Origin of the sequence: Streptomyces sp. NPDC052701 (assembly GCF_040678355.1) — a bacterium.
Lineage (GTDB): Bacteria > Actinomycetota > Actinomycetes > Streptomycetales > Streptomycetaceae > Streptomyces.
Genome location: NZ_JBFATO010000023.1, coordinates 99,935 through 120,934 on the forward strand (window position 1 = coordinate 99,935; position 21,000 = coordinate 120,934).

Below are 21,000 nucleotides of genomic sequence, written 5' to 3' on the forward strand. Positions count from 1 at the left end.
GTGGGGGTTCCGGCGGCGGGCCCGCGCCGCCGGGCGGGGGGGGGGGGCCCGGCGGGGGGCCCCCCCCCCGGGCGGGGGGGGCGGGGCCCCCCCGCACGCCGCACAGCCCGTGGAGGCCGGGAAACGCGGGGCCCCGCGCCGTTAGTCTGGTGACGCACGGCGCGGGTCGGGTGCCTTGGTGCGACGGAAGGGACGGCATGTACAGCTGGATCTGGCGGCATCTGCCGGGGAACGGATGGGTGAGGGCACTCATCTCGCTCGTGCTGATCCTCGCCGTGGTCTACCTCCTCTTCCAGTACGTCTTCCCCTGGGCCGAGCCGCTGCTGCCCTTCAACGATGTGACGGTGGACAACCAGTGAGCGCGCGCATTCTCGTCGTCGACAACTACGACAGTTTCGTCTTCAACCTGGTCCAGTACCTCTACCAGCTGGGCGCCGAGTGCGAGGTGCTGCGCAACGACGAGGTGTCGACCGCGCACGCCCAGGACGGGTTCGACGGCGTGCTGCTGTCCCCGGGCCCCGGCACCCCCGAGGAGGCAGGCGTCTGCGTCGACATGGTCCGGCACTGCGCCGCCACCGGCGTGCCCGTCTTCGGCGTCTGCCTCGGCATGCAGTCGATGCAGGTGGCGTACGGCGGTGTCGTGGACCGGGCGCCGGAGCTGCTGCACGGCAAGACCTCGCTGGTCGAGCACGGGGGCAAGGGCGTCTTCTCGGGCCTGCCCTCCCCCTTCACGGCGACCCGGTACCACTCCCTGGCCGCCGAGCCGGCCACCGTCCCGGCCGCGCTGGAGGTCACGGCCCGTACGCACGACGGCATCATCATGGGCCTCAGACACCGCGAACTGCCCGTCGAGGGCGTGCAGTTCCACCCCGAGTCGGTGCTGACCGAGCACGGGCACCGGATGCTGGCCAACTGGCTGGCGGAGTGCGGCGACCAGGGCGCGGTGGCGAGATCGGCGGGGCTCGCCCCGGTGGTGGGCAGGGCCACGGCGTGACCGCGCTGCGCCCCGAGCGCGAGTCCGGCACCTCGTACGGGCGGCAACAGCCCTACGGGGTGCCGGGCGCGTTCGAGGACTGGTCGGCGCAGGCGCCGGGCACCGGGGCGTACGGCGCGGTGCCCGAAGATCCGTACGAGACGCCGTACGATCCTTCCGGCCGGCTCCCCGTGGACGAGGAGACGGTGGCGCTGCGGCTGCCGGAGCCGCCGGCCGCGGCCGACGGCTCCACGTCGGCCTCCGCGGCCTCCTCCGCCCCGGGAGGCACCCGGACGCCCGGCCCGGCCCCCGGTGGCCGTGCGGCCCGCAGGAAGGCCTCCAGACGGCGCCGCGGGCGGCACGGCGGCCCCCGGCCGACCGCGGAGCAGACGGAAGCCCTCCGGGCGCCGCTGTCGCGCGTGGAGGCCCGCCGGCAGGCCCGGGCGCGCAGGGCCAGCCCGGCCGTCGTCGCCAGCCGGGTGATCGGGGAGATGTTCATCACCACCGGCGTGCTGATGCTGCTGTTCGTCAGCTACCAGCTGTGGTGGACCAACATCCGGGCGCACGCGCAGGCCGACAAGGAGACCAGCAGCCTCCAGGACGACTGGGCGAGCGGCAGGCGCAACCCGGGCGTCTTCGAGCCGGGGCAGGGCTTCGCCATCCTGCACATCCCCAAGCTGGACGTGGTCGTGCCGATCGCCGAGGGCACCAGCAGCAAGAAGGTGCTCGACCGGGGCATGGTCGGCCACTACGCCGACGGCGCGCTCAAGACGGCGATGCCGGACGCCAGGACGGGCAACTTCGGGCTCGCGGGCCACCGCAACACGCACGGCGAGCCGTTCCGGTACATCAACCGGCTCCAGCCGGGCGATCCGATCGTCGTCGAGACGCAGGACACGTACTTCGTCTACAAGATGGCGTCGATCCTGCCGGTGACGTCACCGAGCAACGTGAGCGTCCTCGACCCGGTCCCGAAGGGCTCGGGCTTCACCACGGCGGGGCGCTACATCACCCTCACCACGTGCACGCCGGAGTTCACCAGCAAGTACCGGATGATCGTCTGGGGCAAGATGGCCGAGGAACGGCCGCGCAGCAAGGGCAAACCGGATGCGCTCGTCAGTTAAGGGCAGATGAAACGTGGCAGCGACCACCGACGACACCGAAGAGCAGAGCGACGCGTCCGGCGCACCGCCGTCCCCGGCACGCCGCCGGGGGCCGGGCCGGATCGCGGCGGCGGTCAGCCTCCTCGGGGAACTCCTCATCACCGGGGGCCTGGTCCTCGGCCTCTTCGTCGTCTACTCGCTGTGGTGGACGAACGTCGTCGCCGACCGCGCGGCGGACCGGCAGGCCGACAAGGTCCGTGACACCTGGGCCCACGCGCCCGGCGGCGACCGCCCCGCCTCCTTCGACAGCGGGAACGGCATCGGCTTCCTGCACGTGCCCGCGATGAGCAGGGACGAGATCCTCGTCGAGAAGGGCACCTCGATGAAGGTCCTCAACGACGGCGTCGCCGGCTACTACACCGACCCGGTCGAGGCGACGCTGCCGATGTCGGGCGAGAAGGGCAATTTCTCGCTCGCCGCCCACCGGGACGGCCACGGCGCCAAGTTCCACCGGATCGACAGGATAGAGAAGGGCGACCCGATCGTCTTCGAGACGAAGGACAAGTGGTACGTCTACAAGGTCTACTCCGTCCTTCCCGAGACCTCGAAGTTCAACGTCCAGGTCCTGTCGAAGGTCCCGAAGCAGTCCGGCAGGACCAAGGCCGGCCACTACATCACCCTGACGACCTGCACCCCGGTGTACACCAGCCGGTACCGCTACGTCGTCTGGGGCGAGCTGGACCGGGTGGAGAAGGTGGACAGCGAGCGGACACCGCCGGAGGAACTGCGCTGACACCGCGCACGGCACGACGGCGGCGTGTCCCGGAACGACAGGAGCCCCGGCCCCCTCGAAGGGGGCCGGGGCTCCTGTCGTGGGCGGGCGGGGTCAGTCGTCCTCGCCGCGGCCCGTGAGACCGCCGAAGAAGCCGCCGCCGCCGTTGTTGCCGCCGCCGTTGTTGCCGCCGTTGCCGCCGGCGGTCGTCAGCGTGATCGCCTGGCCGCCCGGATTCTCGACCTCGGTGCCCGGCTGCGGGTCCTGCTGGGTCACCACCGCGTTGTCGTCCCCGGGACCGTTGATCTGGATGTTGGTGAACCCGGCCTGCTGCAGGATCTGCCTGGCCTGGGCCACGGTCCGCAGGCGGACCTCCGGCACCGACGCCTTCTGCTGCTGCTTGGCCTTGCCGATGACGATCTGCACCGTCGAGTTCTTGTCCACCTGCTGGTTGGCCTGCGGGGTGGTGGAGATGACCTTGCCGGCCTGGTTGGCGTCGTCGGTCTCCTGCTCGGTGCACTGGCCGACCAGGTCGTTGGCCGTCATCTGGGCCTTGGCCTCGTCACAGCTCTTGCCGGCGACGTCGGGGACGGTGGCCCGCTCCTCGGCCCGGGCGACGGTGAGGGTGATCGTCGTCCCCTTCTCCACCTCCTCGCCGGTGGTCGGGTTCTGCTCCAGCACGGTGCCCGGGTCCTCGGGGGACTCCCGGGTCTCCGTCTCGACGTCGAACTGGTACTTGTCGCCCTCGAGCTTCTCCTTGGCCTCGTCCAGGCTCAGGCCGGTGACGCTGGGCACGGTGACCTTCGGCGCGCCGGTGGAGACCACCAGTTCGACCGTGAAGCCCTTCTTGACCTCGGTCCCGGCGTCGGGGTTCTGCTCGCAGATCTTGCCGCTGCTCTGGTCCTCGCAGGGCTTCTCGGTGAAGGACAGCTTCAGTTCGGCGTTCTTGGCCAGTCGCTTGGCCGTGGCCTGCGTCTCCCCCACGAAGCTCGGCGTGGGGACCGTGCTGTTGTCCGCGCCTCCGTCGCCGCTGGTCGCCCAGCGGCCGATCAGGATCGCGCCGACGAGCACCAGTACGCCCGCCACGACGAGCAGGATCGTCGAGGTGTTCGACTTGCGCTGCTGCTGGCGGCGGCGGTCGGGGCGCTCGTCGTAGCCGTAGCCGCCGTCGTCCGGGTTCATGGGCGGCAGCATCGACGTGGCGGCGGCGCCGGAGTCGGAGCGCAGGGCCGTCGTCGCCTGGTCGTCGGAGTAGCCGCCGTAGCCGGCCGCGCCCATGGCGGCGGTGGCCGCGACCGGCTGGCCGTCGAGGCAGGCCTCGATGTCGGCGCGCATCTCGTCGGCCGACTGGTAGCGGTAGTCGGGGTCCTTGACGAGCGCCTTCATCACGATCGCGTCCATCTCGGGCGTGATCTCGGGGTCGAAGACGCTCGGCGGCTGCGGCTCCTCGCGGACGTGCTGGTAGGCGACCGCGACGGGGGAGTCGCCGACGAAGGGCGGACGGACCGTCAGCAGCTCGTACAGCAGGCAGCCGGTGGAGTACAGGTCGGAGCGGGCGTCGACCTGCTCGCCCTTGGCCTGCTCCGGGGAGAGGTACTGGGCGGTGCCGATGACCGCCGCGGTCTGCGTCATCGTCATGCCGGCGTCGCCCATGGCGCGGGCGATGCCGAAGTCCATCACCTTGACCTGGCCGCCCCGCGTCAGCATGACGTTGGCCGGCTTGATGTCGCGGTGGACGATGCCGTTGCGGTGGGCGTACTCCAGGCCCTGGAGGATGCCGATGGTCATCTCCATGGCGCGCTCCGGCAGCAGCTTGCGGCCGGAGTGCAGCAGCTCGCGCAGCGTGGAGCCGTCCACGTACTCCATGACGATGTACGGGATGGAGACCCCGTCGATGTAGTCCTCGCCCGTGTCGTAGACCGCGACGATCGCGGGATGGTTGAGCGAGGCGGCCGACTGGGCCTCCCGGCGGAACCGGGCCTGGAAGGACGGGTCGCGCGCGAGGTCAGCGCGCAGCGTCTTCACCGCCACGGTGCGGCCGAGGCGGGTGTCATGCGCGAGGTAGACCTCTGCCATGCCACCGCGGCCGAGCACCTGGCCCAGCTCGTACCGGCCGCCGAGGCGACGCGGCTCTTCCATAGCTACCTACCAGCCCTCTCCGTAGGTCCCGACCGGCACGCTCGTACGGTCGGAGGCTGCCGTCCGGGCCTACCGTACCCGGCTCGCTCTGTGTGACCTGGCCAAGCCCGTCACCCGATACAGGACCGGTATCGCAACGTGCACCGATGTGAAGCAGACGTGAGCGGAGTCACTTGTTGCTGTCGACGACGGCCTCCATCACGTCCTTCGCGATGGGGGCGGCGAGGCCGCCGCCGGAGATGTCGTCACGGTTGGCGTTCTCGTCCTCGATGACGACCGCGACGGCCACCGGGGAGTTGTCGTCGCCGGTCTTGGCGTACGAGATGAACCAGGCGTACGGGTTCTCGCTGTTGTCGACGCCGTGCTGGGCGGTACCGGTCTTGCCGCCCACCGTGACGCCGGGGATCTGGGCCCGCCGGCCGGTGCCGCTCTCGACGACCGTCTCCATCATCGACTGCAGGATCTGGGCGTTCTCCGCGGACAGCGGCCGGCTCAGCTCCTCCGGTTCGGTCTTGGAGATGGGGTCCAGGCCGGGGGACTGCAGTTCGTCGACCATGTACGGCTTCATCAGCTTGCCGTCGTTGGCGACGGCCGAGGCGACCATGGCCATCTGCAGCGGGGTGGCGGCGGTCTCGAACTGGCCGATGGAGCTCAGCGCGGTCTGCGGACGGTCCATCTCCTTGGGGAAGACGGAGGCGCTGGAGCGCACCGGCGTGAACTGCTCGGCGTTGAAGCCGAACTTCTCCGCCGTCTCCAGCATCTTGTCCTTGCCGAGGTCGGAGCCGATCTTGCCGAAGACGGTGTTGCAGGACACCTCCAGCGCCTTGCGCAGGGTGGCGTCCTCACAGGGCAGGTCGCCCTCGTTCTTCAGTTCGGTGGTGGTGTTCGGCATGATCCACGGCAGCGGCGTCTCGGTCCTGCTGTCCGCGTCCTCGTACAGCCCGTGCTCCAGGGCGGCGGCGGCGGTGACCACCTTGAAGGTGGAACCCGGCGGGTAGGTCTCGCGCAGCGCCCGGTTGAGCATCGGGTCGTCGGGGTTGTTCTTCTTCTGCAGCTTCTTCCAGGCCTCGGCGTCCGAGGAGCCGTCACCGGCGATCGTCGACGGGTCGTACGACGGGTAGGAGGCCAGGGCCAGGATCTTGCCGGTGGAGGGCTCCAGGGCCACCACGGCGCCCTTGCCGCCCTGCCGCTTCAGGCCGTTGTACGCGGCCTTCTGCGCGGCGGCGTTGAGGGTGGTGACGACGTTGCCGCCCTCCTTGTTCTTGCCCGTCAGCATGTCGAGCGTGTTGCGGAAGAAGAGCCGGTCGTCGTTGCCGGTGAGGATGCCGTCCTCGATGGACTCCAGCTGGTTGGCGCCGTAGGCCTGCGAGACGAAGCCCGTGACGGGCGCCCACATGGCGCCGTTCTTGTAGGTCCGCTTGTACTTGAAGTCACCGGAGGTGGTGGCGTGTCCGGTGATCGGGTCGCCGCCGACGATGATGTCGCCGCGCGGCGAGGCGTAGCGCTCGATGGCGACGCGGCGGTTGTGCTCGTCGGTGCGCAGCTCGTCGGCCTGGACGTACTGCAGCCAGTTGTCGCGGATGAGCAGGGTGAGGATCAGCAGGCCACAGAAGATCGCGATCCGGCGCAGGGGCTTGTTCACGGTCGGACCACCTGGGTCATCTCGGCGTCGGGGTTGGTGGCGGGGGCGGGCGCGGGCCGGCGGGCGGTGTCGCTGATGCGCAGCAGGATGCCGATCAGCGCCCAGTTGGCGATGACGGAGGAACCGCCGTACGCCAGGAACGGCATCGTCATACCGGTCAGCGGGATGAGACCCATCACACCGCCGGCGACGACGAACACCTGCAGCGCGAAGGCGCCGGACAGGCCGATGGCGAGCAGCTTGCCGAACGGGTCGCGGGCGGCGAGGGCGGTGCGCACGCCCCGCTCCACGATCAGCGCGTACATCAGCAGCAGCGCCATCACGCCGGCCAGGCCCAGCTCCTCGCCGAAGGTGGCGAGGATGAAGTCGGAGTTGGCGGCGAAGCGGATCAGGTCGGAGTGGCCCTGGCCCCAGCCGGTGCCCAGGGTGCCGCCGGAGCCGAACGCCCACAGCGCCTGCATGGCCTGCTCGGAGTGGCCGATCTGGCCGGCGCGGGAGAGCGTGTACTCCCTCATCGGGTCGAGCCAGGCGTCGACGCGCTGCTGGATGTGCGGTTCGAAGGAGGCCACGCCGACGGCGCCGACCGCGGACATCAGCAGACCGAAGACGATCCAGCTGGTCCGCTCGGTGGCGACGTACAGCATGATCACGAACATGCCGAAGAACAGCAGCGAGGTGCCGAGGTCGGTCTCGAAGACCAGGATCAGGATCGAGATCGCCCAGACCACCAGGATCGGGCCGAGGTCGCGGCCGCGCGGCAGGTACAGCCCCATGAAGCGGCGGCTGGCCAGCGCGAGGGCGTCCCGCTTGACCATCAGGTAGCCCGCGAAGAACACCGCGAGCACGATCTTGGCGAACTCGCCGGGCTGGATGGAGAACCCGGCCACCGAGATCCAGATCTTCGCGCCGTAGATGTTCTGCCCGAGGCCCGGCACCAGCGGCAGCAGCAGCAGGAACAGCGCGCCGACCATGGAGATGTACGTGTAGCGCTGCAGGACGCGGTGGTCCTTGAGGAAGATCAGCACCACGGTGAACAGCGCGATGCCCATCGCCGTGTACAGCAGCTGCCGGGGCGCGGCCGTGCCGGCCTGCTTGATCGACTGCAGCAGCTCGGACTGGTCCAGCCGCCAGATGGCGACCAGCCCGAGCCCGTTCAGCAGCGTCGCCAGCGGCAGCAGCAGCGGGTCCGCGTACGGCGCGAACCTGCGGACGACGAGGTGGCCGACGCCGGCCAGCAGGCCGAGGCCGAGGCCGTAGCTCAGCAGGCCGGAGGGGACCTGGTCGTTGATGGCCAGCCCCACGTTGGCGTAGGCGAAGACCGGGATGACGACGGCGAACACCAGCAGGGCGAGCTCGGTGTTGCGCCGGCTGGGGGCGCCGATCGAGCCGATCGTGGACGTGTGGTGCGTCGGCGAGTTGGTAGTACTGCTCATCGTGTGACGGGGCCTCTCACGGCTTGCCTACTGCTTACCGCACAGCGAGACGACCTTCCGCTCCTCCTCCGAGAGGCTGGGGCCGGGGCTGGGAGTGGGTGCGGTCGTGGACGGGGACGGGGACTTCTCCGGTGCCGCCGGCGAACCCGAGGGCGAGCCCGAGGGGTTCGGCGTCGGCGTGGCCTTGGACGTGAAGGAGGCGGGAGTGGTTCCCGTGGTGCCTCCGGCCTCGCCCTGGCCCGTCTCGGCGTTCTTGTCGCTCTCCGCGGCGCGCCGCTGCGCCTCCTTCCTGCACGCGGAGGCCTGCACCGACAGTTCCTCGATCTTCGCCCGGGCGTTCTTCAGGCCGCCCTCGGCGATGGTCGCCTCGACCAACTTCTGCTGGTAGGGCGGGAGGTACTTGAGTTCGATCTCGGGGTGGTCCTTCTCCACCTCCGACAGCGACACCCAGGCCAGGTCCTGGTTGATGCCCCGGTACAGCGCGACGTGCTCGCCGTTGGCGCCCACGTAGTACTGCGTCTGCGTCCACCGCCAGCCGCCGTACAGACCGCCGCCGACGACGGCGAGGGCGAGGACGCCGTAGAGGGAGCCCTTCAGCCACCTGCGGTTCCTGCGCGGTTTGACGAAGTCGTCGTCGCCGTAGTCACCGAAGCCGCCGGCGGGGACGTAGCCGGTGGTGTCGCCGCTGCCGGGCGGGCCGAACTCGCCGCCCCCGCCGCCCTGCCGGCCCCGGCGGCCCAGGCCGGCGGCGCGGCCGGCCGGGGTCTGCATGATGCCGTTGTCGTGCAGCTGGTGCTGGTTCTCGGCGACCGCGCCGACCACGACGGGCGTGTCGGACAGCTGGCCCGCGAGGGTGTCGCCGGTGTCGAGGTCGAGGACGTCGGCGACGATGACGGTGATGTTGTCCGGGCCGCCGCCGCGCAGCGCCAGCTCGATGAGGTTCTGGACGGTCTCCTGGGGGCCCTGGTAGCTCGCCAGGGTGTCCTCCAGCGTCTGGTGGGAGACGACCCCGGACAGCCCGTCGGAGCAGATCAGGTAGCGGTCGCCGGCGCGGACCTCGCGGATGGACAGGTCGGGCTCGACGTGGTCGCCGCTGCCCAGGGCGCGCATGAGCAGCGAGCGCTGCGGGTGGGTGGTGGCCTCTTCCTCGGTGATGCGGCCCTCGTCGACCAGGCGCTGCACCCAGGTGTGGTCCTGGGTGATCTGCGTCAGCACGCCGTCGCGCAGCAGGTACGCCCGGGAGTCGCCGACGTGGACCAGGCCGAGCCGCTGCCCGGTCCACAGCAGCGCGGTCAGGGTCGTTCCCATGCCCTCCAGCTGCGGGTCCTCCTCGACCATGGCGCGCAGCTGGTCGTTGGCGCGCTGCACCGCGGTGCCGAGCGAGGTGAGGATGTCGGAGCCGGGGATGTCGTCGTCGAGCGCCACGATCGTGGAGATGGCCTCGGAGGAGGCGACCTCGCCGGCCGCCGCGCCACCCATGCCGTCGGCGATGGCGAGCAGGCGCGGACCGGCGTAACCGGAGTCCTCGTTGCCTTCCCGGATCATGCCCTTGTGCGATCCGGCGGCGAAGCGCAGGGACAGACTCATGCGCACCTCGCCTGTCGGCTCCGGGTACAGCCGGTCGTGTCGAGCCACACTGCCCACCCTCCGGTCGGGAGCGCGCCGGGGCCCGGGGTGTGGACCGCCGCTGCGTGCTCGCTCCGCTCGCGCTCATTCATTGGTGTAGCACTACTTCCGCAGCTCGATGACGGTCTTGCCGATGCGGATCGGCGCGCCCAGCGGGATCGGTGTGGGGGTCGTCAGCCGTGTCCGGTCCAGGTACGTGCCGTTGGTGGACCCCAGGTCCTCGACGATCCACTGGCCGTCGCGGTCCGGGTAGATCCTGGCATGGCGGCTGGAGGCGTAGTCGTCGTCGAGCACGATCGTCGAGTCGTGCGCCCGGCCCAGGGTGATGGTCTGGCCCTGCAGCGCGACGGTGGTGCCGGTGAGGGTTCCCTCGGTCACCACCAGCTTGGTGGGAGCGTTACGACGCTGCCGGCCGCCGGCGGGCTGCTGGCGCTGCGGCGGTGGCGCCTGGCGGGCGGCCTGCTGCGGCCGCCCGGAGTCCCGGCGCGAGGAGCGCTGGGTGACACGCGTACCGAACAGGTCGCTCCGGATGACCTGCACGGCCACGATCACGAACAGCCACAGAACGGCCAGGAACCCCAGCCGCATGACCGTGAGGGTCAGCTCTGACATTGCCCCCGCTTCACCCTTCGGCTTGCCTATAGATAACGGTGGTGCTGCCCACGACGATCCGCGAGCCGTCGCGGAGCGTAGCGCGGGTGGTGTGCTGCCCGTCCACCACGATGCCGTTGGTGGATCCGAGATCCTGGATCGTCGAGGGCGTTCCGGTCCGGATCTCGCAGTGCCGGCGGGAGACGCCGGGGTCGTCGATCCGCACGTCGGCCTCGGTGCTGCGGCCCAGCACCAGCGTCGGGCGGGAGATCTGATGGCGGGTGCCGTTGATCTCGATCCAGTGGCGGGCGCGCCCTGCGGGCGCGGCGCCCGGGCGCGGGCCGGCGGCGGGCGGCGGATAGCCGTACCCGCCGGGGCGGCCGCCGGGCGGCGGGGCGGCCGGCATGGGCGGGGCGCCGGCGGCGGGCGGCGGATAGCCGTAGCCGCCGGGGCGCCCGGCCGGCGGGGCCGCGGGCGCGGCGCCGGCCTCCTGCTGGCTGCTGGAGGAGGCGAGCGTACGGCTGCGCACCCGGTACAGGCCGGTGTCGAGGTCGTCCGCCTTCTCCAGGTGCACCTTGATGGGGCCCATGAAGGTGTAGCGCTGCTGCTTGGCGTAGTCGCGCACCATGCCGGCCAGCTCGTCGCCGAGCTGGCCGGAGTACGGGCTGAGCCGCTCGTAGTCGGGGGCGCTCAGCTCGACGATGAAGTCGTTGGGCACAACCGTGCGGTCACGGTTCCAGATGGTCGCGTTGTTGTCGCACTCCCGCTGGAGCGCTCCCGCGATCTCCACGGGCTGCACCTCGGACTTGAACACCTTGGCGAAGGTGCCGTTGACCAGACCTTCGAGACGCTGCTCGAACTTCTTCAGGACTCCCATGGGGCACCTCCTCCGTCCACCGTCCTGCGTACTGCCCTGCGTCGTACTGCTTACCTGCTACCGGTCGTACTGCTCACTGATCGTATCCACGCGCCGGTCAATCGGGTGGTTCCCCCGGCGCTCCCCTTCGAACTCCTCGGAGCACTCCTGCACGCGGTGCTACCAAGGATCGTAGAGGCGTCCGTGAACCAGTGTCCCGCACCCGGCCGCGGGCCCCGTCCGGCTCCCGGGGGGACGGGGGCTACCGGTACGAGGTTGAGACGTGCGGCGGCGCACGCGCGGACGCCCGGAAGGCGTGCGGGGCACCGTCGCCGGCGGCGGGGACGAGGGATGTGACCCCACCCTGTACAGCGTGCTAATGTTCTGCGTGTCGGAAGGCGCCGGCCCCAAGGGGCAGGAGCCCAGGACACACCCAATGCGCGGGTGGCGGAATAGGCAGACGCGCTGGATTCAGGTTCCAGTGCCCGCAAGGGCGTGGGGGTTCAACTCCCCCCTCGCGCACATCGGAGCACCGACGGAAGTGCTCTAGCTGTACCGATGGAATGGGCGGCATCGCGATGGCGATGCCGCCCATTCCTGTTTCTGCGGTGTGATATCTGTCTCTGGGCATGGTGAAGCGGACCGTCAGTGGCTGGGGGCCGTCGGCGGTCCGCGTTCGTGTTGGGATCTTGCTTGAGTAGCTCTCGGGGCGTGCTCTCTGCGAGGAAGGTCTCAGTGCTGGGTGATGTGGCCCTTGGGGGTCCACGTGCCCAGGGGCTCGGTCCTGCGGCGGCGGGTGGGCCGTCGGCGGGGCCGTTCTCCGCCCAGGGCGATGGCGTCGGCCCAAGAGGCGGGTTTGCGGCGGTTGGCGTGGGCGAGTCTGGAAGGCCAGGAGGAGGGGCTGGGCCGCAATGCCGCGGATGCGGCGGGTGCCGGCGTCTTCGAGGCGTTCCTGGAGGCGGTCCTTGGCGAAGCCGTTGATGCCTTCGACGCTGTTGCGGAGCCGGAAGCAGACCCGTTGCCAGGGTTGTCGAGGGCGTCTGGCCGTGCGCCGTGCTCGATGACCACCACGGGGCTCGAGTGGCGCAGGAAGTGGCCGCGCGGCTGCGTCGACTGATGGACGCCAGGGGATGGTCGGTCGCCGAGGTGTCCCGGCGCAGTGGCGTGTCACGGATGACGATCGCGCAGGTGCTGGACGGGGTGGTGTGGTGCGACCTGCTGACGATCGCGAACCTGGAGAAGGCGCTGGAGACGGACCTGTGGCCCGGCCGTGAGCCGGGAAATCCTCCGCGATGAATTCACATGGGCATTCGGCTTTCCGGAAGACGGCAGGGAAAAAATTGGCCGAATGCCGGACATGTCCGGGCGGGGCCGGGTAATGTCGGAGGCGGCCTATAGCGGGTCATGACCGTCGCCGCGGACCCAGGTGCAACTGGGTCCTTCAAGCGGCGGCGGTCTTTTTACGGCTGAGATTTGTGCAGGGTAGGGGGATGGGGCAGGCGAATCTCCAGCTCGTGCGCGGGCGGTAGGAGACGTGCCGGTCGTCCTCGCGGGTGATGCGCTCCAGAGCGCCGCACATGACGAGGGCCCGCAGGCAGTTACGGAGGCTCTTTCTCTCCCGGGGGTCCGTGGGAATGCCCAGCACCTGGGCCAGGTCGCCGCTGCCCCGGGGAAGGGCGGGGCGGGAGGCGATGACGGTCAGGACCTCCTGCTGCTTCTTGCTGCGGATGATCACCTCGGTCGGCTGAAGAGCCTCCGGCTCCGCCGTGACCGGCGTGCTGTTCTCGGCTGCGGTCTGCGGCACCTGATCGGGGGCCGACGGGCTGCGCACTACACGCAGCGTGACCTGTGGACCCGGCTGACCGGGGACGATGCCGTGTTCATGGGCGTGTGCACGCATCGCCCGCAGTCGCGGAACGACCCCCTGCAGGCTCCGCGCCTCCTCGCGCAGAGCGACCATCGCGTCACGCTTCTCTTTCGCCTCGTGCAGTGCTGTGCCCAGCTGGTCGATGGTCGTGTCGCACTCCGCGATCAGAGCGTCGTACTGACGGACCACGTGTTCCGCTTCGTCCGTGAAGTCGCTCGGATGACTGGCGAACGTCTCCTGGTACGTCATGCGGACCACGGTAGGGCGAATGCGAGTTGGTTTTCTCCGCTTTGGCTGGCGAAAAATCCAAGTTGACGAAAATAAGCCTGGCAGTGAGCTTTTCCCCGGCATTGCGCTCGCCGTTCGTTTTCTTGTCTGGCTGATCCGATGCTATCGGTCTCGATTTATCTGGCCCGGATCGGCAGACGAAGCCTTGTCGGCCTTCCGAAGTTGGCCGACGACGCAGATGTTCCGGGGAGGCTGATTTCCTCAGCCGCGTGCGGTGGAGGCTTCGTCATCGGGAAGCCGCAGCCCGGTCAGGAGCGGGGCGGTCAGCTTCTCGGAGCCGTCTCCGATGGCGCGGACCGCCGCACCGCGCAGCAGGAACGCCAGTCTGCCCGCGTTGCCTCCTGTGCGCTCGTGCAGAAGGTCGGCGAGGCCGGGCAGTGTGCCGGAGTCATGCGCGCGTAGGCGCAGCGCTGCTTCGGCTGAGGAGAGTACCTGCTGCCAGGAAACGCTCGTAGCGTTCATCGACGAGTACCGCCAGGTGTTCGGAGTCGAGCCGACCTGCCGTGTCCTGACCGGTCACGGGCTGAAGATCGCAACGAGCACCTACTACGCCGCCAAGAACCGCAACCCGAGTGTCCGGTCGCTCCGCGACGAGGAGCTGAAGACGCAGATCAGCCGTGTCCACAGGGACAACTTCAGCGTCTACGGGGTGCGGAAGGTCTGGCGGCAGCTGTACCGCGAAGGCATATCGGTGGCTCGCTGCACCGTCGCCCGGCTGATGCGCGACCTCGGCCTCGAGGGTGCCCGACGCGGGAAGAAGATCCGCACCACCGTCCGGACGACGGTCAGGAGCGCGCTGCCGACCTGCTCAGGCGCGACGTCACCGCGTCTGGTCCGAACGCGCGGTGGGTGGCCGACTTCACCTATGTCGCCACCTGGTCCGGGATCGTCCGCTTCGCGTTCGTCGTGGACGTGTTCTCCCGGGCGATCGTTGGCCGGTCCGCCTCCACCAACAAGCGGGCCAAGCTCGTCCTCAAGCCCTCGGCATGGCGTTGTGGCGCCGGGAGCGTGCCGGAACTCCCGCTGGTCCAGGGATGGTTCATCATTCTGATGCGGGCAGCCCGTACACGTCGTTCGCGTTCACCGCTCATTTCCTCGAAGCCGGCATCGATGCTTCGACCGGCATCGTCGGCGACGCCCTGGACAACGCGCTCATGGAGTCCCAGATCGGCCTCTACAAGACGGAGTTGATCAAGCCCCGTCGGCCCTGGCACGGCCTGACCGACGTCGAACCCGCCACCGCGGAATGGGTCGACTGGTTCAACAACCAGCGCCTCCACACGGCGATCGGAGACATCCCACCCCACGAACACGAGACCAACTACTACGCTCAACTCCAGCCCCAACCGGCGGCTGGATTCAACGCACAGCCTTCACCGATCCCGGAGCGGTTCAGCGGCGTTGTTGCTGGTGGTGGCCCACGGCTGTAGGACGGCGCGGATTCCTGCTCGTGGGCTGACCTGTGACCAGTGGTGGGGGTGGATACACCCTTGAATCGGGGTCTGGAACCAGTGCCCACGGCCCGCGGCGCGGGCAGAGTAGGACATGTACAAGAAACAGTTCCAAGGTCACCGCTGGCACGGCGGGTCCCGCACACTTCGACAACGGGAGGCGACATGAACGTTCGGGCCGGATTGACGGCTTCAGTGAGAGGCCTGGCCCTGGCCCTGTTGTCCATGGCGTTCTCGCTCGTTCTGTTCTGTCTCTCGGTGGTCTCGATCGCGCTCGTGGTCGTGGGGCTCGGTGTCGTCACCACCCCCTGGATCATGCGCGCCGTCCGCGCCAACGCCACCTTCCGCCGCGGCCTGGCCGGCGAGTGGAGCGGTGTGGAGATTCCGGTGCCCTACCGCACTCCGCCGCGGTTCGAGAGCGGACCGGTGGGCATGTTGCAGCGCTGCCAGTGGCTGCTGAAGGATCCCGCGACCTGGCGGGACCTGCTGTGGCTGATCGTCGACCCGATCGCGGGCTTCCTCCTGGGTATCTTCGCCGCCGCCCTGATCGCCTACGGCGCGTGGGGTTTCGTGCTCGCCGCCGGGGTCTGGCGGCCCATGCGCGACGTCGGCTACTGGTACGGGTTCATCCCGGTCGACAGTCAGCTCACCGCCTTCACCGCGGCCGGGCTCGGGGCCTTCCTCATCGTCGCCGGACTGCGCTACGACCCCGCCCTGGTGCGCGCTCACGGCCTGCTCACCAAGACGTTCCTCGCCCCGAGCCAGGAGCGTGCCCTGGAACTGCGCATCGAGCGCCTCACCGAGAGCAGGGCCGACGCAGTCGACGTGTCCGCCGCCGAGCTGCGCCGTATCGAGCGCGACCTGCACGACGGGGCCCAGGCCCGGCTCGTGGCGATGGGCATGAGCCTCGGCACCATCGAGCACCTGGTGCGCACCGACCCCGACAAGGCCGTCCAGATGCTCGCCGAGACCCGTAAGTTCTCCGCCGAGGCGCTGGACGAGCTGCGCAATCTGGTGCGGGGCATCCACCCGCCCGTCCTCGCCGAACGCGGACTGGGCGACGCGGTGCGGGCGCTCGCGCTGCGCAGCCACATCAAGACCGAGGTCGGCATCGAGTCCGTGGGACGACTGCCGGCTCCGGTGGAGGCGGCGGCCTACTTCGCCGTGTCCGAGATGCTGACCAACGTGGCCAAGCACGCCGAGGCGCAGCGCATCTGGATCGACATGCGGCACGAGGACGGGATGCTGCGCATCACCGTGACCGACGACGGCAAGGGCGGCGCCGACCCCAAGCGCGGCACCGGGCTCACCGGCATAGAGCGCAGGCTCAGCGCCTTCGACGGCATCCTCGCCCTCAACAGCCCGCCCGGCGGCCCCACCACCGCGACCATCGAACTGCCCTGCGAACTGCTCGCGGAGGAGACCCAGCAGGCGCACTGACCGCCCGCCCGACGGGCCCGGAACGCGCCACGAAACCCACGACCACTCCTCCGCCCCCGGAAGCCGCCCCGGCAGGCCCGTCCTGCCGGGGCGGCTTCGCGTCGTGGCAGCCCCCCACCCCCGGCACAGCCGTGGCCGAGCCCTCCCCCGGAGGTGCCGTTAGGGGGTAGCGGAAACCGCCGTAGGGGTCGCCGGGCCACCGCCTCCGGCGGCACGTGTGCCGCCTCGCCCCCACAGCACCCCGACGGGGTGCGGTAAGGGCTCCTAAGGGGCTCGTAGGGGGAGCGTTCGAGAGCTCTTCCTCCATACCGTGGCCGAGCCTGCTTCCACAGGGAGTGCTCTGCGAGGAAGCGGCCGGTGAAAACCATGGACGCCGTTTTCCGGCAGCGGTGGCATTCCTGTCGACGATGAGGAGCGAGCATGCGTTTCGGCCTGATATATCTCCTTCAGAATCCTCGCCCGTGGAGCGAGGACAGCGAGGAAAAGGTGGTCCACGAAGCCCTCGAACAGATCGAACTCGCCGACCGGCTGGGCTTTGACACCGTGTGGGCGTCCGAACACCACTTCCTGGACGAGTATTCGCATTCCTCCGCACCCGAGGTCTTCCTCGCTGCGGCCGCCGCGCGTACGAAGAACATCCGTCTCGCCCACGGAATCGTCACCCTGCCGCCGGCCGTCAACCACCCGGCGCGCGTCGCGGAACGCATCGCCATGCTGGACCTGATCTCCGGCGGCCGCGTGGAGTTCGGCTCCGGACAGGGCAGCACCCAGCACGAACTCGGCGCGTTCGGGATCGACCGCGCGACCAAGCGCGACCAGTGGCGCGAGGCCATCGGCGTCATCACCCGCATGTTCACCGAGGTGCCCTTCACCGGCCACACGGGCCAGTGGATCGACATGCCGCCGCGCAACGTCCTGCCCAAGCCGAAGCAGAAGCCGCACCCGCCGCTGTGGGTCGCCTGTAGCTCCCCCGAGACCGTCGAGACCGCCGCCCGCAACGGCGTCGGCGCCCTCTCCTTCGCGTTCATGACGCCCGAGGAGGCCAAGGAGCGGGTCGCCGCCTACTACCGGATCGTCGAGTCCGACGCGTGCGTGCCCGTCGGCAAGGCTGTCAACGCCAACTTCGCCGTCGCGCTCCCGTTCCTGTGCCACACCGACGAGGAGACCGCCTACGAGCGCGCCCTCGGCGGTGTCGACTTCTACGTCAACTCCTTCATGCACTTCTACGTGCAGGGCGCTCACCGCCCCGGCACCACCGACCTGCGCACGGAGTTCGCCAAGAAGCCCCCGGTCCCGCCGGAGAACGCGGCCCGCATGGACATGGTGGTCCGCCGCGGCATCGGTACTCCGCAGAAGATCGCCGACATGATCCGGGTCCAGGAGGAGGCCGGCGTCGACGAGATCATCTTCCAGGTGCAGCTCGGCGCCAACAAGCACGAGCATATCTGCGAATCCCTGGAACTGTTCGCCCGCGAGGTCATGCCGGAATTCGCCGAGCGCCGCGAGGCGCGGGAGATCGCCAAGCAGGACCGCCTCGCCGTACCGATCAAAAACGCCCTCGAACGCGTATCGGACTCCGACGTGGACGTGTCGGACTATGTCATCCGCACCGACATGGAGGAATTCCAGAACCAGGCGCCCGCGACCGAGAGCTGAGCCGCCGCGGAACGTCAGCACTTTCCCACGGTGCGCGCGGCACGGCCAAGCACCGGCCCCGGCGCGGAAGTCCCCCGAGCTCCCTGCGCCGGGGCGCTCTTGCGCCAGGACACCGCACCGTCTCCCGCGAAATGGAAGTGGAAGGTTTCCCGAATGTACGCATTCGAAGAGTCAGACGCCATCGATGCCACACTCGACGCGGTCTGGCAGACGGTGTCCGACGTGCCGTCCTGGGCCACCTGGGACCCGCACGTCCTCCAGTGCGGCTTCGACGGCCCGTTCGAGCCGGGCAGCGGCGGCTGGACCATATCCCGCCTGGTGTCCCGCCAGCGCGGCTACTTCAAGCTCGTGAAGGTCGAGGACAAGCGCTCCTACACCACCGAGTCCCCGATGCCCGGCGGCAAGATGCTGATCATCAACGCCTACCGCGAGGCCGGTCCGGACCGGGTCGAGGTCAGCCGCCGCGTCGAGGTGTACGGCCCCTTCACCCCCGTCTTCCGGCTGTTCTGGGCGAAGGCGTTCCAGGGTGACACCCGCAGCACGTTCGAGGCGCTGGGGCAGGAAGCCCGGCGCCGTACCGCAGAGGCGGGCAGCGCGCGATGACCGAAGCAGTGGTGATAGGCGGCGGCCTCGCGGGCCTGCTCGCCGCGCGGGTGCTCTCCCGGCACGCCGACAAGGTCACCGTCATCGAGGGTGACGTCTACCCCGACGGCCCCCAGCAGCGCAGGGGCCTCCCGCAGGGCCGGCAGAACCACATGCTCATGGCCGGCGGCGCCGAGGCGCTCGACCAGCTCCTGCCCGGCACCGTCGCCCGGCTCACCGCGGCCGGCGCCCACACCCTCAGGATGGGCCGGGACCTGCTCACCCTCTCTTCCGAGGGCTGGTTCCGCACCTTCGACGACGAGTCGTACACCATCGCGTGCAGCCGGCCGCTGATCGACCACATCGTCCGCGGCCAGGTGCTGTCCGACGGAACCGTCACCGTCCTGGAGTCCACCAAGGCCGTCGGCCTGACCGGTGACGCCGGCCGGGTCACCGGGGTCCACGTCGAGCGCGCCGACGGCTCCGAGAAGGTCGTCACCGGCGACCTGATCGTCGACGCCTCCGGCAACCGCTCCAAGGCACCGCAGTGGCTCGCCGACCTGGGACTGCCCACGGTCACCGAGGAGTACGTCGACGCCGGACTCGCCTACGCCGGACGCGAGTACGAGGCACCCGTCGAGGCCGCCAAGGACTTCCCCGGCGTCCTCATCCAGACGGTGCCCGGCACCGGACTGCCCGGAAAGGGCGCGGCGTTCATGCCGCAGGAGGACGGCCGGTGGATCGTCTCCCTGATCGGCACCAAGGGCGGCCAGCCGCCGACCGCGGACGAGGGCTTCCTGGAGTTCGCCCGCGAGGTGCGCGATCCGATCGTCGCCGACCTCATCGGCACCGCCCGCCCATTGACGGAGGTGCGCGGCTCCCGCGGCCTGGCCAACCGCCGTCGGCTCTACCACAAGCTGCCCGTCCCCGACGGCTTCCTCGCCATCGGCGACGCCGTGATGGTCCTCAGCCCCAACTACGCCACCGGCATGTCGATGGCCGCCTTCGGCGCCCTGGCGCTGCGCACCCGCCTGAAGACGCACGGCCTGCGCCCCGGCCTGTCCCGCGCGGTGCAGAACGACATCGCCAAGGTGGGCCTCGGCTCCTGGAAGGCGGCCAGCACCACCGACCTGTTCTTCCCCGAGGTCCGGACCAACATCACCGTCCGTGGCGCGGGCATGCAGCAGAACATGGCGGCCCGCTACGCGCGTACCGCCACCGCCAACGAGAACGTGCTGCGCGCGGTCTACGAGGTCAGCTCCCTGCGCAGCCCGCAGAGCCGGCTGATGTCCCTGCCGATTCTCGCGGCCGTCATGCGCGGCCCGGGCAAGCCGCAGCTCACGTCGGATCAGGCCGCCGCCCAGTTCCCGCAGATCGGCGAGCTGTTCCAGCACGGCATCCACAGGCCCGGTCTGTCCAACACCGGCGCCTGACCCACCTGTCGACACCGCTGCACCACCCCATGTGGAAGGAGATGGCCACCTGTGAGCAACGAGGAACGGCTCATGCAATACCTCAAGCGCACGCTCGCGGAGCTGCGTGACGCTCGCAGATGCCTCGCCGAGGCGGCACGCAAGCCCGACGACGAGTCCGTCGCGATCGTGGGGATGGCGTGCCGGTTCCCCGGTGACGTGGCCTCGCCGGAGGACCTGTGGCGGCTGGTGGCGGACGGGGTGGACGCGGTGTCGGGGTTCCCGTCCGACCGCGGCTGGGACCCGGGGGTGTTCGACCCGGAGCCCGGGCGGGCCGGGAAGACCTACGCGCGCGAGGGCGGGTTCCTGCACGACGCGGCCGGCTTCGACCCCGCCTTCTTCGGGATCAGTCCGAACGAGGCGCTGGTGATGGACCCGCAGCAGCGGCTGCTGCTGGAGACCGCCTGGGAGGCGGTGGAACGCGCGGGCGTCGACCCGCTGTCCCTCAGGGGGAGCCGCACCGGCGTCTTCGCCGGCGTGATGTACCACGACTACGCCCAGGGCAGGGAAGCCGGCAGCTCGAGCGCCGGCAGCCTGGTCTCCGGCCGGGTCTCCTACACCCTGGGTCTGGAGGGCCCGGCGGTGACGGTGGACACGGCCTGCTCGTCGTCCCTGGTCGCCCTGCACCTCGCGGCACAGGCCCTGCGACGCGGCGACTGCACCCTCGCCCTCGCCGGTGGCGTGACCGTCATGTCCAACCCCGAGATGTTCGTCTACTTCAGCACCCAGGGCGGGCTCGCGAAGGACGGCCGCTGCAAGTCCTTCTCCGAATCGGCCGACGGCATGGGCTGCTCCGAAGGCGCCGGGGTCCTCTTCCTGGAGCGACTCTCTGACGCGCGCCGCAACGGCCACCCGGTGCTGGCCCTGGTACGGGGAAGCGCCGTCAACCAGGACGGCGCCTCCAGCAGTTTCACGGCGCCCAACGGCCCCTCCCAGCAACGCGTCATCAAGCAGGCGCTGTCCGGCTCGCGCCTCTCCCCGGCCGACGTCGACCTCGTCGAGGGCCACGGTACGGGGACGACGCTGGGTGATCCGATCGAGGCCCAGGCACTACTGGCGACCTACGGTCAGGACCGGCCCGAGGACCGTCCGCTGTGGCTGGGTTCGAT

General features: G+C 70.0%; 19 protein-coding genes, 1 tRNA gene and 2 pseudogenes. 14 read left to right on the top strand and 8 right to left on the bottom strand.

Features of this window, described 5'->3' with window-relative positions; genetic code table 11:
• Nucleotides 1-197: 197 nt before the first annotated feature.
• The 4 genes from AB0L29_RS24385 to AB0L29_RS24400 are packed head-to-tail and all read left to right on the top strand — an operon-like array spanning nt 198 to nt 2,869.
• Nucleotides 198-359 carry a hypothetical protein gene (locus tag AB0L29_RS24385; RefSeq protein ID WP_365829871.1) on the top strand — a complete coding sequence of 54 codons (162 nt, stop codon included), beginning with the start codon at nt 198-200 and terminating at the stop codon, nt 357-359.
• A complete protein-coding gene (locus AB0L29_RS24390; RefSeq protein ID WP_365829872.1) occupies nt 356-994 on the top strand; it encodes an aminodeoxychorismate/anthranilate synthase component II in 639 nt (212 codons plus the stop codon). Before AB0L29_RS24385 ends, AB0L29_RS24390 begins: the two co-directional genes overlap by 4 nt.
• Nucleotides 991-2,097, top strand: coding sequence for a class E sortase (locus tag AB0L29_RS24395; protein WP_365829873.1), 1,107 nt, complete (start codon nt 991-993; stop codon nt 2,095-2,097). The genes AB0L29_RS24390 and AB0L29_RS24395 overlap by 4 nt, the downstream gene beginning before the upstream one ends.
• A gap of 13 nt (nt 2,098-2,110) precedes the next feature.
• The gene (locus AB0L29_RS24400; protein WP_365829874.1) at nt 2,111-2,869 is read left to right on the top strand and encodes a class E sortase; all 759 of its coding nucleotides are present in this window, start codon (nt 2,111-2,113) and stop codon (nt 2,867-2,869) included.
• Nucleotides 2,870-2,962: 93 nt separating this feature from the next.
• Here the strand turns inward: AB0L29_RS24400 and pknB are convergent, their stop codons facing one another.
• From pknB to AB0L29_RS24430, 6 genes are all read right to left on the bottom strand, one after another.
• On the bottom strand, nt 2,963-4,987 hold the full coding sequence (gene pknB, locus AB0L29_RS24405; RefSeq protein WP_365829875.1) for a Stk1 family PASTA domain-containing Ser/Thr kinase: 2,025 nt from the start codon (nt 4,985-4,987) through the stop codon (nt 2,963-2,965).
• A gap of 169 nt (nt 4,988-5,156) precedes the next feature.
• The gene (locus AB0L29_RS24410) at nt 5,157-6,629 is read right to left on the bottom strand and encodes a penicillin-binding protein 2 (RefSeq protein ID WP_365829877.1); all 1,473 of its coding nucleotides are present in this window, start codon (nt 6,627-6,629) and stop codon (nt 5,157-5,159) included.
• Nucleotides 6,626-8,062, bottom strand: coding sequence for an FtsW/RodA/SpoVE family cell cycle protein (locus AB0L29_RS24415; protein ID WP_365829878.1), 1,437 nt, complete (start codon nt 8,060-8,062; stop codon nt 6,626-6,628). Before AB0L29_RS24415 ends, AB0L29_RS24410 begins: the two co-directional genes overlap by 4 nt.
• Before the next feature lie 27 nt (nt 8,063-8,089).
• Nucleotides 8,090-9,649, bottom strand: a complete 1,560-nt coding sequence (locus AB0L29_RS24420) for a Stp1/IreP family PP2C-type Ser/Thr phosphatase (RefSeq protein ID WP_365829894.1) — start codon at nt 9,647-9,649, stop codon at nt 8,090-8,092.
• A gap of 141 nt (nt 9,650-9,790) precedes the next feature.
• The gene (locus AB0L29_RS24425; RefSeq protein WP_365829879.1) at nt 9,791-10,300 is read right to left on the bottom strand and encodes an FHA domain-containing protein; all 510 of its coding nucleotides are present in this window, start codon (nt 10,298-10,300) and stop codon (nt 9,791-9,793) included.
• A gap of 10 nt (nt 10,301-10,310) precedes the next feature.
• Entirely contained in the window at nt 10,311-11,156 is an 846-nt protein-coding gene (locus AB0L29_RS24430; protein ID WP_365829880.1) for a DUF3662 and FHA domain-containing protein, read from the bottom strand.
• A 417-nt stretch (nt 11,157-11,573) separates the two neighbouring features.
• Here AB0L29_RS24430 and AB0L29_RS24435 point away from each other — a divergent pair.
• Together AB0L29_RS24435 and AB0L29_RS24440 are read left to right on the top strand one after the other, a co-directional pair.
• A tRNA-Leu gene (locus tag AB0L29_RS24435) sits at nt 11,574-11,657 on the top strand.
• 558 nt (nt 11,658-12,215) lie between these two features.
• Nucleotides 12,216-12,431: a helix-turn-helix transcriptional regulator gene (locus tag AB0L29_RS24440; RefSeq protein WP_365829881.1), complete on the top strand. Its 216-nt coding sequence runs from the start codon at nt 12,216-12,218 to the stop codon at nt 12,429-12,431.
• 145 nt (nt 12,432-12,576) lie between these two features.
• Here the strand turns inward: AB0L29_RS24440 and AB0L29_RS24445 are convergent, their stop codons facing one another.
• Together AB0L29_RS24445 and AB0L29_RS24450 are read right to left on the bottom strand one after the other, a co-directional pair.
• Nucleotides 12,577-13,251, bottom strand: a complete 675-nt coding sequence (locus AB0L29_RS24445) for a hypothetical protein (RefSeq protein ID WP_365829882.1) — start codon at nt 13,249-13,251, stop codon at nt 12,577-12,579.
• Between the two features lie 240 nt (nt 13,252-13,491).
• Entirely contained in the window at nt 13,492-13,752 is a 261-nt protein-coding gene (locus tag AB0L29_RS24450; RefSeq protein WP_365829883.1) for a hypothetical protein, read from the bottom strand.
• Nucleotides 13,753-13,768: 16 nt separating this feature from the next.
• Between AB0L29_RS24450 and AB0L29_RS24455 the strand changes: the two are divergent.
• From AB0L29_RS24455 to AB0L29_RS24490, 8 genes and pseudogenes are all read left to right on the top strand, one after another.
• Nucleotides 13,769-14,038: pseudogene (locus AB0L29_RS24455) on the top strand (IS3 family transposase); the annotation flags it as partial.
• Nucleotides 14,039-14,094: 56 nt separating this feature from the next.
• Nucleotides 14,095-14,253 (top strand): annotated as a pseudogene (locus AB0L29_RS24460) (DDE-type integrase/transposase/recombinase); the annotation flags it as partial.
• A 71-nt stretch (nt 14,254-14,324) separates the two neighbouring features.
• Nucleotides 14,325-14,720 (top strand): integrase core domain-containing protein, encoded by a 396-nt coding sequence (locus AB0L29_RS24465; RefSeq protein ID WP_365829884.1) that lies wholly within the window; start codon nt 14,325-14,327, stop codon nt 14,718-14,720.
• A gap of 186 nt (nt 14,721-14,906) precedes the next feature.
• Complete coding sequence (locus tag AB0L29_RS24470; RefSeq protein WP_365829885.1) at nt 14,907-16,181, top strand: sensor histidine kinase; 1,275 nt, start codon at nt 14,907-14,909, stop codon at nt 16,179-16,181.
• A gap of 420 nt (nt 16,182-16,601) precedes the next feature.
• Nucleotides 16,602-17,837, top strand: a complete 1,236-nt coding sequence (locus tag AB0L29_RS24475; protein ID WP_365829886.1) for an LLM class flavin-dependent oxidoreductase — start codon at nt 16,602-16,604, stop codon at nt 17,835-17,837.
• Nucleotides 17,838-17,990: 153 nt separating this feature from the next.
• On the top strand, nt 17,991-18,440 hold the full coding sequence (locus AB0L29_RS24480; protein ID WP_365829887.1) for an SRPBCC family protein: 450 nt from the start codon (nt 17,991-17,993) through the stop codon (nt 18,438-18,440).
• On the top strand, nt 18,437-19,852 hold the full coding sequence (locus AB0L29_RS24485) for an FAD-dependent monooxygenase (RefSeq protein ID WP_365829889.1): 1,416 nt from the start codon (nt 18,437-18,439) through the stop codon (nt 19,850-19,852). Before AB0L29_RS24480 ends, AB0L29_RS24485 begins: the two co-directional genes overlap by 4 nt.
• A 72-nt stretch (nt 19,853-19,924) precedes the next feature.
• Nucleotides 19,925-21,000 (top strand): polyketide synthase (locus AB0L29_RS24490; protein WP_365829895.1); only part of this gene is annotated, 1,076 nt, incomplete at its 3' end.

Coding starts and splice junctions, on each gene's coding strand:
- AB0L29_RS24385 (WP_365829871.1), top strand. CDS start 198: ATGTACAGCTGGATCTGGCGGCATCTGCCGGGGAACGGATGGGTGAGG.
- pknB (WP_365829875.1), bottom strand. CDS start 4,987: ATGGAAGAGCCGCGTCGCCTCGGCGGCCGGTACGAGCTGGGCCAGGTG.
- AB0L29_RS24415 (WP_365829878.1), bottom strand. CDS start 8,062: ATGAGCAGTACTACCAACTCGCCGACGCACCACACGTCCACGATCGGC.
- AB0L29_RS24420 (WP_365829894.1), bottom strand. CDS start 9,649: ATGAGTCTGTCCCTGCGCTTCGCCGCCGGATCGCACAAGGGCATGATC.
- AB0L29_RS24425 (WP_365829879.1), bottom strand. CDS start 10,300: ATGTCAGAGCTGACCCTCACGGTCATGCGGCTGGGGTTCCTGGCCGTT.
- AB0L29_RS24430 (WP_365829880.1), bottom strand. CDS start 11,156: ATGGGAGTCCTGAAGAAGTTCGAGCAGCGTCTCGAAGGTCTGGTCAAC.
- AB0L29_RS24445 (WP_365829882.1), bottom strand. CDS start 13,251: ATGACGTACCAGGAGACGTTCGCCAGTCATCCGAGCGACTTCACGGAC.
- AB0L29_RS24450 (WP_365829883.1), bottom strand. CDS start 13,752: ATGAACGCTACGAGCGTTTCCTGGCAGCAGGTACTCTCCTCAGCCGAA.
- AB0L29_RS24465 (WP_365829884.1), top strand. CDS start 14,325: ATGGTTCATCATTCTGATGCGGGCAGCCCGTACACGTCGTTCGCGTTC.
- AB0L29_RS24470 (WP_365829885.1), top strand. CDS start 14,907: ATGAACGTTCGGGCCGGATTGACGGCTTCAGTGAGAGGCCTGGCCCTG.
- AB0L29_RS24475 (WP_365829886.1), top strand. CDS start 16,602: ATGCGTTTCGGCCTGATATATCTCCTTCAGAATCCTCGCCCGTGGAGC.
- AB0L29_RS24480 (WP_365829887.1), top strand. CDS start 17,991: ATGTACGCATTCGAAGAGTCAGACGCCATCGATGCCACACTCGACGCG.
- AB0L29_RS24485 (WP_365829889.1), top strand. CDS start 18,437: ATGACCGAAGCAGTGGTGATAGGCGGCGGCCTCGCGGGCCTGCTCGCC.